The organism is Rahnella sp. JUb53 (assembly GCF_004346065.1).
GTDB lineage: Bacteria > Pseudomonadota > Gammaproteobacteria > Enterobacterales > Enterobacteriaceae > Rahnella > Rahnella variigena.
In genome coordinates, this window is sequence record NZ_SLYT01000005.1 from 134,071 (window position 1) to 146,224 (window position 12,154).

The 12,154-nt window shown below is 54.8% G+C and carries 10 protein-coding genes; 3 read left to right on the forward strand and 7 right to left on the reverse strand.

Annotated elements, in window-relative coordinates; translation table 11 throughout:
- Both phnG and phnF read right to left on the reverse strand, forming a co-directional pair.
- Positions 1–444 (reverse strand): phosphonate C-P lyase system protein PhnG, encoded by a 444-nt coding sequence (gene phnG / locus EC840_RS13740; RefSeq protein ID WP_120162383.1) that lies wholly within the window; start codon positions 442–444, stop codon positions 1–3.
- Positions 445–1,170: a phosphonate metabolism transcriptional regulator PhnF gene (phnF, locus tag EC840_RS13745; RefSeq protein ID WP_120162382.1), complete on the reverse strand. Its 726-nt coding sequence runs from the start codon at positions 1,168–1,170 to the stop codon at positions 445–447.
- A gap of 267 nt (positions 1,171–1,437) precedes the next feature.
- Between phnF and EC840_RS13750 the strand changes: the two genes are divergently transcribed.
- Both EC840_RS13750 and EC840_RS13755 read left to right on the forward strand, forming a co-directional pair.
- Complete coding sequence (locus EC840_RS13750) at positions 1,438–1,599, forward strand: type II toxin-antitoxin system CcdA family antitoxin (RefSeq protein WP_129639315.1); 162 nt, start codon at positions 1,438–1,440, stop codon at positions 1,597–1,599.
- Positions 1,599–1,913: a CcdB family protein gene (locus EC840_RS13755; protein WP_132965739.1), complete on the forward strand. Its 315-nt coding sequence runs from the start codon at positions 1,599–1,601 to the stop codon at positions 1,911–1,913. The genes EC840_RS13750 and EC840_RS13755 overlap by 1 nt, the downstream gene beginning before the upstream one ends.
- 37 nt (positions 1,914–1,950) lie before the next feature.
- Here the strand turns inward: EC840_RS13755 and nrdG are convergent, their stop codons facing one another.
- From nrdG to treR, 5 genes are all read right to left on the reverse strand, one after another.
- Positions 1,951–2,415: an anaerobic ribonucleoside-triphosphate reductase-activating protein gene (gene nrdG / locus EC840_RS13760; RefSeq protein ID WP_113877135.1), complete on the reverse strand. Its 465-nt coding sequence runs from the start codon at positions 2,413–2,415 to the stop codon at positions 1,951–1,953.
- 4 nt (positions 2,416–2,419) lie between these two features.
- Positions 2,420–4,558, reverse strand: coding sequence for an anaerobic ribonucleoside-triphosphate reductase (gene nrdD, locus EC840_RS13765; protein WP_132965909.1), 2,139 nt, complete (start codon positions 4,556–4,558; stop codon positions 2,420–2,422).
- Between the two features lie 342 nt (positions 4,559–4,900).
- Positions 4,901–6,544 (reverse strand): alpha,alpha-phosphotrehalase, encoded by a 1,644-nt coding sequence (gene treC, locus EC840_RS13770; RefSeq protein WP_132965741.1) that lies wholly within the window; start codon positions 6,542–6,544, stop codon positions 4,901–4,903.
- A 22-nt stretch (positions 6,545–6,566) separates the two neighbouring features.
- On the reverse strand, positions 6,567–7,985 hold the full coding sequence (gene treB, locus EC840_RS13775) for a PTS trehalose transporter subunit IIBC (RefSeq protein WP_112286761.1): 1,419 nt from the start codon (positions 7,983–7,985) through the stop codon (positions 6,567–6,569).
- A 152-nt stretch (positions 7,986–8,137) separates the two neighbouring features.
- The gene (gene treR, locus EC840_RS13780) at positions 8,138–9,088 is read right to left on the reverse strand and encodes a trehalose operon repressor TreR (protein ID WP_165929034.1); all 951 of its coding nucleotides are present in this window, start codon (positions 9,086–9,088) and stop codon (positions 8,138–8,140) included.
- A 351-nt stretch (positions 9,089–9,439) separates the two neighbouring features.
- On the opposite strand from treR, the gene mgtA reads away from it, so the two are divergent.
- The gene (gene mgtA, locus EC840_RS13785; protein WP_132965746.1) at positions 9,440–12,142 is read left to right on the forward strand and encodes a magnesium-translocating P-type ATPase; all 2,703 of its coding nucleotides are present in this window, start codon (positions 9,440–9,442) and stop codon (positions 12,140–12,142) included.
- The last annotated feature ends 12 nt before the right edge of the window (positions 12,143–12,154 follow it).

Here is a 12,154-nt window from a genome sequence, read left to right on the forward strand (position 1 = left end):
TTATTCTCCGCGAACCAGGGTAAAGAAATCGACGCGGCTGGAAGCCACTTCACGGGCGCGTTGCTGGCGGCGTTCCTGTTGCAGAGCAGCCAGCGGCGCTATCACACGTTTGTGCAGCAGTTCGTCCATGCCCTGCATTTGCAGCAAGGCGTCAATGACCGCGCACAGTTCGGCGTGGGACTTATTGCGCCCGCTGACGTAGCTGTAGCCGTAGACACCGCCGTCTAACTGAATGACGGCGCGGGTGACGGTCATATCGCCCATCACAAAACGTTTGCCTGTGCCGCCCATGCGCCCCTGAAGCTGGGTCAGACCGGTTTCAGCAGCGCGGAGTCGTTCAAATTGCGGAGATAAATTCAGCGGTTGCCAGTGGGCGAGCAGCTCATCGGGACGGCTGTGAGCCAGCACCGACATCCAGCGCTGGCGGGTTTGCAGGTGATCCATTCAGTGCTCCATGGTCAGTTCGATCATGTCGGCACGCGTCAGGCTGACGGAATATTCCGCCACCGAATCGCTGCCTTCACAAATGTTCAGGGTGCGGACACACAGCAGCGGTGCCTGCGGGACGATTTCGAGTAATTTGCTCTCTTTTGCCAGCGCGCGGCGGGCATTAATGCGGGTGGTACGGCGGCTGAGTTTTTGCTTAATCTCTTCGCGGATAAAATCGTGCAGCGAGCCGTTATGGAAGTTTTGCAATGCAGGCCACCAGTCGAGATCGGGCAGATAGTGATCAATCACGCAGACCGGCACGCCGTTCACGCGGCGCAGGGTACGCAGATGAATAACGGTGTCGCCTTCCTGACGCGACAGCGCCGCCGCGACGTGATCGGTGGCCGGACGCAGCACCGCCAGCAGACGTTCGCTGGTCGGATGGCTGCCCTGATCCAGCAGGTTCTGACTGAAACGTGCCTGCGAATGTAGCGGATAATCGTAAGGACGCATCAGCACCAGCGTGCCAATACCCTGACGGCGTTGCAGCCAGCCGCGATCGACCAGCTCATCCACCGCACGGCGCAGCGTATGGCGGTTCACCTGAAAACGTTCGGCAAGCTGTTGTTCCGGCGGCAGATAATCGCCGCAGCGGTAACCGTTACGCAGTTCCTGTTCCAGTTCGGCAGCGATTTGCTGATACACCGTGGTGTGACTGGTCGGATGTCTAGATAAGTTCATCACAATGAATACCTCGCACGGGACAAACGGGCAGTGGCAGAGAAAAGTTGAAAGCGTTCTGAAAGGGTCATGATGCAAACCTCAGTGTGGCGTTGGCATCATCTTGGGCGTGCTAAATGACAATTGGGTGAAGGTCAGATTGCAGGAAAATGAAGAGTTGGAATGCGTCCCGCAGGAATGAAAGAGGGGGATTTACGGGATGAACAGTACAAATTACACTCTGGTTGTCGGATGTATTTTTAAACATTAATTACAAAAGGACTTTGTATGTCAGAAGCACGCAATCGTGAATTCAATGATTTACCTGTTACGTTAATACCCGAAACACCTGCGCAGAAATGGAGGCGTGAAAATCAAAAAGGAATTGAGGCGATAAATAAATACGTCGAAGAACATGGTTCGTTTTCTGATTATCAGCGTGCATTTTGATGGAGCAATATGCTGTTTATGAAAACAAAGGAGACGGAAAGGTAGCGTATCCTTTTTTGCTGAATATCCATCATTCGGCTGCGAGTGGGTTCGGTAATACGGTAATGATTCCGTTGGTGCCACTGCTCGAATTAATAGACTTTCCGCCAAAAAAACTTTGTCCTTTGCTTAAGATTGAGCAAGAGCAGTATGTGGCAATGACGCATATGCTGGGGGGCGTTAAGTCACAAGAAATTGGCGATCAGATCAGGCAGCTCGACGGGGAAATCTATGAAGTGAAAAATGCGTTTGATTTTTTACTGAATGGAATTTGAACCGGATGTGAGGGGAATAATTTCCCCTCTGAAAGCATTAACGCAAATAATGGATCACCTGATTACCGCTGCCGCGCCAGATAAGTGCAGGATCTTTCAGTTCCTGCACAAATTTCCCGTCGACCAGCACGTTGATTAACGCCACGACTTCCCGCTGTTCAGCGTTCAGTTCCCCGAGCGTATAACCGGTCCACATCCACACATCTTTGCCCGGACACTCCGCCTGCACGCGTAATAACAGCTGGCGCACCGCAGAAAGATTTTGCGGATGCAGCGGATCACCGCCGGACAGCGTTAAACCCTGACGCGGGATCACCGTGTTTTGCAGATCGGCGATAATGCGGTCTTCGTCTTCCTGCGTAAAAGGTTTGCCGGAATCCAGCCGCCAGGTGCTTTTGTTATAGCACCCGCGGCATTCGTGGACGCAGCCGGAAACGAACAGCACGCAGCGTGTTCCCGGCCCGTTCACCACATCAATCGGGTAATACTGGTGGAAGTTCAAAGTATTAACCCAGCTGACCGTTACCCAGATGTTTAATCCGGCGCTTCACTTCTTCCTGCTTACCGGCGTTAAACGGACGGGCATCCGGGCTGCCGAGATAACCACACACGCGACGGGTGACTGACACGCGGGAAGGTTCGTGATTGCCGCATTTCGGACAGGTAAATCCTTTGCTGGTGCATTCGAATTCGCCGGTATAGCCGCAGTCGTAGCATTCATCGATTGGCGTGTTGGTGCCGTAATACGGCACGCGGGTATAACTGTAATCCCACACGTCTTCCAGCGCTTTCAGATTGTGTTGCAGGTTAGGGTATTCGCCATAGCAGATGAAACCGCCGTTGCTGAGTGGCGGATACGGCGCTTCGAAGTCGAGTTTTTCATACGGATTTACCTTCTTCTCGACGTCCAGATGGAAGCTGTTGGTGTAGTAACCTTTATCAGTCACACCGGCCACCAGCCCGAATTCGGCTTTATCCAGACGACAGAAGCGGTCGCACAGGTTTTCGCTCGGCGTGCTGTACAGGCTGAAACCGTAGCCCGTTTCGTCTTTCCAGCTTTCGGTTGCCGCTTTCAGACGGGCCACAATCGCCTCGGCTTTTTCGCGTAACTGGCTGGCGTCGAACACGTGGGTCTGGTTGCCGAACAGCGCGTTAATGGTTTCATGCACGCCAATGTATCCGAGCGAAATCGAGGCACGACCATTTTTGAAGATGCCGGAAATATCGTCGTCAGCTTTCAGGCGCACACCGCACGCCCCTTCCATATACAGAATCGGCGCAACGCGGGCTTTGATGCCTTCGAGGCGCGCAATACGGGTCATCAGCGCTTTCTTCGCCAGCAGCAAACGCTCGTCGAGCAGTGTCCAGAACGCCGCTTCGTCGCGGTTCGCTTCCAGCGCAATACGCGGCAGATTCAGGCTGATCACGCCGATATTATTGCGGCCCTCGTGGATCATCTCGCCATTTTCTTCATACACGCCCAGGAAACTGCGGCAGCCCATCGGCGTTTTGAACGAACCGGTGACTTTCACCACCTGATCATAATTGAGGATGTCCGGGTACATACGCTTGCTGGCGCATTCCAGTGCCAGTTGCTTGATGTCGTAGTTGGCGTCACCGGCTTTATGATTCAGGCCGTCACGGATGGCAAACACCAGTTTCGGGAATACAGCGGTTTTGCGATTTTTGCCCAGTCCGGCAATGCGGTTACGCAGAATTGATTGCTGGATCAGGCGCGATTCCCAGGATGTGCCGAGGCCAAAACCGAAGGTGACAAACGGCGTCTGGCCGTTGGCGGTGTGCAGCGTATTAACCTCATATTCCAGCGACTGGAAGGCGTCATAACACTCTTTTTCGGTACGGCTGTGAGCAAAGCCATCCGCATCTGCAATCTGCCACTCTTCGGCAGTCTGACGATGTTTATTGAAGCTGGCGGTGACGAACGGCGCCAGTACTTCGTCGATGCGGTTAATGGTCGTGCCGCCGTAAATATGGCTGGCGACCTGCGCGATAATCTGCGCGGTGACGGCCGTTGCGGTGGAAATAGACTTTGGCGTGTCAATTTCCGCATTACCCATTTTGAAACCGTGATTCAACATGCCTTTAAGGTCGATCAGCATGCAGTTAAACATCGGGAAGAACGGGGAATAATCGAGGTCATGATAATGGATTTCGCCACGCTCATGCGCCAGCACGACATCACGCGGTAAAATATGCTGTTTGGCGTAATGCTTGGCGACAATACCCGCCAGCAGGTCACGCTGGGTCGGGATCACTTTGCTGTCTTTGTTGGCATTCTCGTTGAGCAGCGCCATATTGCTTTGTTCAACCAGACCGCGGATTTCCTGATTCAGACGGCCACGCATTTCACGTTTCACATCGCGGTCATGGCGGTATTCGATATATGCGCGTGCCAGCTTTTTATGCGGACCTGCCATCAGCTGATTTTCGACCGCATCCTGAATATCGTGGATATCTACACGAGCCTGGTCTTGCAGACTTTCCGCCACCACGCGGGCAACCTGAGCGCAATAATCCACGCTGTCGATACCGGCAGCAGCCGCCGCGCGTTGCACGGCTTGTTTAATCAGAACTTCATCGAAAGGGACCTGACAACCATCCCGCTTGATCACGATGGGCTGCATTGTTGTGGATTTTGCGGGTACGGTTTCCAGTCTGTCTGCCTTCACAATGACACTCCTATTGGGCGGATCCCGCGCCCCACAAGGCTTACAGGCCGGTTGTGTGGCTTTTGCGGAAATCGCTATATATTGGGTTGGGTGTGTACTATACACACTGCATGTAGCATTCACGCGAGTGATAATTCTCTTTTTATTGACCTGAAACAAAGAATTTTTTTGGCGGAAGAATTGATGACCAACTGTAAGTTCTGGCCTGAATTTTGCGTGTTGTTTTATAAGGAGATGCATAAAAAACAAACGGGCCAGACACGAGTGTGACTGACCCGGCAGAACAGAAATTTCAGATTATTCGGTGAGTTGCCAGAGGCATTCGTACGGACGAAGCATTCCGGAAACCGCAGGGGATGCGTAATTACTCAGCAGCGTGCTGCCGGGGAATTCCGACAATGTGAAGGTCTGATCCTGTGCGCTCAGGTTTGCCATCACCCGCAGGGTTTTGCCGTCTGCCGTGCGGGTATAGCACCAGAGTTGCGGATGCTCTGGCAGCAAATCCTGATAATCGCCCCCGGTCAGTACCGGCAGTGTTTTTCGCAGTCGGATCAGTTGCTGATAGAGATAAAAGACCGAGTCTTTATCCGCCAGTGCCTGTTCGGTATTGATGTCCTGCGCGTTGTGGCTGACGGAAATCCACGGTGTGCCGGTGGTAAATCCGGCCTGTTCTCCGGCGTTCCATTGCATCGGCGTGCGCGAATTATCCCGTGATTTCTTCGCCAGAATGCGTAACAGCTCTTCGTTGCTGCGCCCGTCGGATTTCAGTTCGGCAAACATATTCAGACTTTCCACATCGCGATATTGTTCGAGATGTTTAAAGCCAGGATTGGTCATGCCGATTTCTTCGCCCTGATAGATATACGGCGTGCCCTGCAAACCGTGCAGCACCATCGCCAGCATTTTGGCCGACGTCGTGCGCAGTGCGCCGTCATCACCAAAGCGCGACACAATGCGCGGCTGATCGTGGTTACACCAGAACAGCGCGTTCCACGCATGCCCGTGCATTCCCTGCTGCCATTCGCGGAAAATCTGCTTGAGCTGGACGAAGTCCGGCGGCGCATCTGTCCATTTTTCGCCGTTCGGATAATCCACTTTCAGATGATGAAAGTTAAAGGTCATCGACAGTTCGCTGCCGTCGTTAGCGGCGTAGCGGCGGCAATGCTCAAGCTTCGTTGAAGACATCTCGCCGACCGTCATCAGCCCGAGCGGTTTGAACACATCGCGGCTGAATTCCTGCAGGAACTCATGAATGCGCGGGCCGTCGGTATAAAAACGGCGGCCATCACCGGCATCATCAGAGGGAAAATCCTGCTGTTTTGATACCAGATTAATCACGTCCAGACGCAGTCCGTCGACGCCTTTATCCGCCCAGAACTGGCAGACTTTTTTCAGCGCCTCGCGCACCGGCGGGTATTCCCAGTTGAGATCCGCCTGCTCGGTGGCGAACAGATGCAGATAATACTGCCCGCTGGTTTCATGCCACTGCCAGGCGCCGCCACCGAATTTAGAACGCCAGTTATTCGGCGGGCCGCCTTCGGTCGCGCTGTCACGCCAGATATAAAACGGGCGGAACGGACTGCCCGCATCCTGCGACTGGCGGAACCATTCGTGGTGCGTCGAAGTATGGTTAAACACCATATCCATTACGATGCGCATCCCGCGCTGATGCGCCTCCGCGGTCAGCCGCTCGAAGTCTTCCAGCGTGCCGTAAGCCGGGTCAATCTCGCAGTAATCCGCCACGTCATAGCCGTTATCAATCTGCGGCGACAGGTACATCGGTGTCAGCCACAGGGCATCGACGCCCAGTGTTTTCAGGTAATCCAGACGCTGCGTGATACCGTTGATATCACCGGTGCCGCTGCCCGTAGTGTCCTGAAAACTCTTTGGGTAAATCTGGTAAATCACGCCGTTTTTCCACCACGGCAATTCGCTGTTCATTCCATTTTCCTTCTTAAATTTCTTACACCACTGCCAGTTCGCCACGGCGGGCTTTGCGCTGATAAACCAGCACGGTCAGGATAATTGGCACCACAATCGCCACCAGCATGGCCAGTGCGTAGATGCTCCAGAACTGCGGTTTGATGGACAGAATGCCCGGTAATCCGCCGACGCCGATGCCGTTAGCCGTGACGTGGAACAGGCCGCAAATCAGGCCGGCAAACGCCGAGCCGATCATCGCGCACAGCATCGGGAAGCGGTATTTCAGGTTGATGCCGTACATCGCCGGTTCCGTTACGCCGAGGAAGGCTGAGATGGCGGCGGGCACGGAAATCTCACGTTCGTTGTGTTTACGGCTGACGATAATCACGCCGACGACTGCGGCTGCCTGCGCGATGTTTGAGAGGGCGATCAGCGGCCAGACCGGCGTTCCGCCAGTGCTTTGCACCATCTGCATATCGATGGCGAGTGTGGTCTGATGCACGCCGGTAATGACCAGCGGCGCATAGAGGAAACCAAACAGCGCGGCACCGATCGGCGCGAGGCTGCCGGTCATGATGAATTTCACTGCGAAAGCCACCCCGTCGCCAATCATGCGGCCAAACGGCCCGATCAGCGTGTGCGCCAGGAACACGGCAATAATCAGTGAGCTGACCGGCACAATCACCAGATACAGGTAATTAGGGATAATGCGTTTCAGGCCATTTTCGATGACTGCCAGCGCCATACCCGCCAGAACGGAAGGAATGACCTGCGCCTGATAACCCACTTTTTCGATGGTGAACCAGCCGAAATTCCACACTTCAGGGATTTGCTGCCCGAGGTTGTAGGAGTTCATTAACTGCGGCGACACCAGCGTGATACCGAGCACGATACCGAGGATTTCGGTACCGCCCATTTTTCTGACCGTTGACCAGCAGACCGCCACCGGCAGGAACATAAACACGGCTTCGCCGAGCAGCCACAGGAAATCGTAAATTGACTGCCACAGCGGGTGCATCTGCGCCAGCGTCTGACCGTCGCTCATCGGGATTTCACCGATAACGTTACGGAAACCGAGAATCAAACCGCCGCTGATCAGTGCCGGTAACAGCGGGAAGAAAATTTCCGCGAAGTGAGAAATGCTGCGCTCAAACCAGCTCATATTCTGGCGGGCGGCGACTTTTGCCTGTTCTTTTCCGGCTGCACTTTTACCGGTGCTGGCGATCAGGACTTTATAGTAATCATCCACTTCCGGCCCGATAACGACCTGGAACTGACCGGCATTGGTAAAGCAGCCTTTGACCATCGGCAGGGCTTCGAGACCTTTCGGGTCGGCTTTGGACGGGTCATTGAGGACAAAACGAAGACGCGTAATGCAGTGAGTCACCATCGCGATATTGTCGCTGCCGCCAACGAGGGCGATCAGCTGATCAACATCCTGTTGCTTAACTTTGCTCATAGGGAATGACCTGTGATTTTGCGTAAGTGTGTAGGGTACGGTTCAAGCATAGCGAAGGTGATGGGAACTTGTCCGGGAACGTTCCCGGTTTTGCCGGAACGATCACAAAGTTTCTGCTTTTGGGAAAGGCTAAGGTCAGAAAATCGGGGGATTCAGAAAGCAAGCTTTCCGGGGATGATCAGTTGCTGCACGGCCGCAGAACCGCTGAGCTGTGCCAGCAGTTGTTTCGCCGCCGCTTCGCCACCCGCGCCATAACCGAGTTCTACGGAATACGATTCCGGGAAGAGGAAATGCAGCAACGGGTTGTTACCGATACCGCATACCTGAATATCGCGGATTTGCTGCTGTTGCAGGTATTTCTGTGCGCCGATAGCGATGGTATCGGAGGCACAAATTACCGCCTGGACATTGCTTTTCAGCAATTGCGGGATCAGATCAAAACCGCTCTGATAGGTGAGTTCACCCAGCGCAGTGTGCGGTGTCAGGCCGTTCTCCTGACAAAATGCCTGGTAGGCTTCGCTGCGGCGCTGGCCCGTCGTGGTGTCCTGCGGGGAAACGCCAATAAAGCCAATGTTGCGCAGGTTATGTGCCATCAGCTTTTGCATCAGCAACTGCACCGCCCCCGCATCGTCGTAACACACGGACGACAGCCCCGGCATATCACGTGCCAGCATCACCATTTTGTCCTGCCACGGCGTCAGCATTTGTGCCGATAAACCGGTAAAACCAAACAACACCACGCCGTCGATATTGCGCTGTTTCAGCACCTGTAAATGCTCTTTAACACGTTCGGCGCTGAACTGACTTTCCAGCACAATCGGATCGTAACCTTGCTGATAAAACAGTGGCAGCATGGCGCGGACGGCCTGATTTTCTGACGGAGAGTCGAGGCGGGAAACAATGATCGCCACGATTTTATCGCTGAACCCGCGCATTGCTCGCGCTGATTTCGACGGGCTGAAATGTTCCTGCTCAATCACCTGTAATACGCGTTCGCGGGTTTGCGGGCTGACATTGCCTTCGTTATTCAGAACGCGGGAAACCGTGGATTTACCGACGCCGCTCAGGCGCGCAATGTCATTTATGGTCAGGCGATTTTGCATAGTTATTTTGTATGGTTAAGTTAGATCAGGTTTAAGTTCGGTTGCAGTAAACAGGTTTATAATCCGCGGAAAATACGCCTTAGGCGTAGTTAACAGCTCTACCCTAACGGATTTTTATACCCGATGCGTATGAATTTCCAGACCGTTCCTTACCGGAGGTGAAAACCCATGGAACCCGACCCCAATTCTGTAGGTCCGTTGTGATCCGGTAAGCACCCGCTTTGCTGCTGCTTACCGTGACATTAAACGTTATCAGGTAAGCGGTGGTGCACGTCTGTTCGTTCGCCCCTGTTTTGTTATAACCCTTTTGCCCGTCTGCGGTCATTTTCCCGTGGGCGCAATAAGGTGCGAATGATGTTCAAAGATTTCACCTCCCGGCTGCTCAGCGCGCTCAGCCGCAACTTACCGCGCCGTTTAGTCCGTCGCGATCCGATGCTCGAAAACGTGCCAGGCCGCACTGCGCAGGCAGTTCCTGCGGCGATGGCCGCACATTGTCAGGCCTGTGCCCGCGCCACCGAAGACCAGCTTTACCTGCAATTTGCCAGCCATCCGGAAGGGCTGACCGCGCAGGAAGCCGACGCTATCCGTGAAGTTTTCGGCCTCAATCAGACCGGCGATCAGCAGCCTGCACCGTGGTGGCTCCACCTGTGGCACTGCTACCGCAATCCGTTCAACCTGCTGCTGACTGTGCTTGGGCTGGTGTCTTACGCCACCGATGATTTAACGGCGGCGCTGGTGATTGGCGCGATGGTGTTTATTTCCACCTTTATGCATTTCATTCAGGAAGCGCGCTCCAACAAAGCTGCCGATGCGCTAAAAGCCATGGTCAGCAACACCGCCACGGTGCTGCGCAGTGACACGCAAACCGGACGCAGCGAAACGGTGGAAATCCCCATCAGCCAGCTGGTGCCGGGTGACCTGATCAAGCTTTCTGCGGGGGATATGATCCCGGCAGATTTACGTATTCTCTCCGCCAAAGACTTGTTTATCAGCCAGGCGGCGCTGACCGGTGAATCGCTGCCGGTGGAAAAACATGCCTGCGAGAAAAAACCGGTTGCGGCGGATCCGCTCGAACTGAACACGCTGTGCTTTATGGGCACCAACGTGGTCAGTGGTACGGCGATTGCGATGGTGATCGCCACCGGCGGCAAAACCTGGTTCGGTCAGCTGGCCGAACGCGTGGTGCAGGAAGATACCCAGCCAAATGCGTTCCAGGCCGGTATCAGCAAAGTCAGCTGGCTGCTGATCCGCTTTATGATGGTGATGACGCCGGTGGTGCTGGTGATCAACGGCTACACCAAAGGCGACTGGTGGGAAGCGGCGCTGTTTGCGCTCTCCGTGGCGGTCGGGCTGACGCCTGAAATGCTGCCGATGATTGTCACCTCGACGCTGGCGAAAGGCGCGGTGAAACTCTCCCGCCAGAAAGTGATCGTCAAACGTCTGGACGCTATCCAGAACTTTGGCGCGATGGACATCCTCTGCACCGATAAAACCGGCACACTGACGCAGGATAAAATTGTCCTTGAGCGCCACACTGACGTCCTCGGTGTGACCAGCGACGACGTGCTGCATCTGGCGTGGCTGAACAGCCATTACCAGACCGGCCTGAAAAACCTGCTTGACGTCGCGGTGCTGGAAGCGGGCGATGCCGGTCCGGTGCATAACTCGCTGAAAGTCGATGAGATTCCCTTTGATTTCGACCGCCGCCGCATGTCCGTGGTGGTCGCCGAAAACGATCAGAATCACCGCCTGATTTGCAAAGGCGCGCTGGAAGAAATGCTGTCGATTTGTACGCTGGTGCAGCTCAACGGTGAGATTGTGCCGCTGACCGATGTGTTGCTCGGGCGCATCCGCCGCATTACTGATGACCTGAATCAGCAGGGGCTGCGCGTGGTGGCGGTGGCACATAAAGTGATGCCATCACGCACGCAGGGGTACGGCGTGACCGATGAATCCAGCCTGATCCTGGCCGGGTATATCGCGTTCCTCGATCCGCCAAAAGAAAGCACCGCACCGGCGCTGGAAGCGTTGCAGCGCAAAGGCGTCACCGTGAAAATTCTCACCGGCGATAACCCGCTGGTGGCGCGTAAGGTCTGCAAAGATGTCGGATTACATGCAGAAACGGTACTGATCGGCAGCGATATCGATGTACTTGACGATGTGCAACTGCTGAACGTCGCCCGCGAAACCACGGTGTTTGCCAAACTGACGCCGATGCACAAAGAACGCATTGTGCGCGTGCTGCGCGGTGAAGGGCATGTGGTCGGCTTTATGGGCGACGGCATTAACGATGCACCGGCGCTGCGCGCGGCCGACATTGGTATTTCCGTGGATTCGGCGGTGGATATTGCCAAAGAAGCTGCTGATATCATTCTGCTTGAAAAAAGCCTGATGGTGCTGGAGCAGGGCGTGACAGAAGGGCGCAGAACCTTCGCCAACATGCTGAAATACATCAAGATGACCGCCAGTTCTAACTTCGGTAACGTGTTCAGCGTGCTGGTGGCCAGCGCCTTCCTGCCGTTCCTGCCGATGTTGCCGCTGCATCTGCTGATCCAGAATCTTATCTACGATGTGTCACAGGTAGCGATCCCGTTTGATAACGTTGATGAGGAGCAACTGGCAAAACCGCAGCGCTGGAATGCGGGTGACATTGGCCGTTTTATGGTGTTCTTCGGGCCAATCAGTTCCGTGTTCGACATTCTGACCTTCAGCCTGATGTGGTGGGTGTTCCAGGCCAATACGGTGGAGGCGCAGACGTTGTTCCAGTCCGGCTGGTTCATTGAAGGGCTGCTGTCGCAGACGCTGATTGTGCATATGATCCGCACCCGCAAAGTGCCGTTTATTCAGAGCCGCGCCTCCTGGCCGCTGTGCATCATGACGCTGATGGTGGTAGTCACCGGTATCGCGTTGATCTACTCGCCCGTTGCCGGATTCCTGCAATTGCAGGCGCTGCCGCTGAGCTATTTCCCGTGGCTGATCGCGATTCTGGCGGGCTACATGGTGCTGACGCAGTGCGTGAAAGGCTGGTTCGTGCGCCGTTACGGCTGGCAGTAATCGTTTCGCGTT

Bases quoted from the DNA above. Each gene is read 5' to 3' on its own strand.
- phnG (WP_120162383.1), bottom strand. From the start codon at position 444: ATGGATCACCTGCAAACCCGCCAGCGCTGGATGTCGGTGCTGGCTCAC.
- phnF (WP_120162382.1), bottom strand. From the start codon at position 1,170: ATGAACTTATCTAGACATCCGACCAGTCACACCACGGTGTATCAGCAA.
- EC840_RS13750 (WP_129639315.1), top strand. From the start codon at position 1,438: ATGTCAGAAGCACGCAATCGTGAATTCAATGATTTACCTGTTACGTTA.
- EC840_RS13755 (WP_132965739.1), top strand. From the start codon at position 1,599: ATGGAGCAATATGCTGTTTATGAAAACAAAGGAGACGGAAAGGTAGCG.
- nrdD (WP_132965909.1), bottom strand. From the start codon at position 4,558: ATGCAGCCCATCGTGATCAAGCGGGATGGTTGTCAGGTCCCTTTCGAT.
- treC (WP_132965741.1), bottom strand. From the start codon at position 6,544: ATGAACAGCGAATTGCCGTGGTGGAAAAACGGCGTGATTTACCAGATT.
- treB (WP_112286761.1), bottom strand. From the start codon at position 7,985: ATGAGCAAAGTTAAGCAACAGGATGTTGATCAGCTGATCGCCCTCGTT.
- treR (WP_165929034.1), bottom strand. From the start codon at position 9,088: ATGCAAAATCGCCTGACCATAAATGACATTGCGCGCCTGAGCGGCGTC.
- mgtA (WP_132965746.1), top strand. From the start codon at position 9,440: ATGATGTTCAAAGATTTCACCTCCCGGCTGCTCAGCGCGCTCAGCCGC.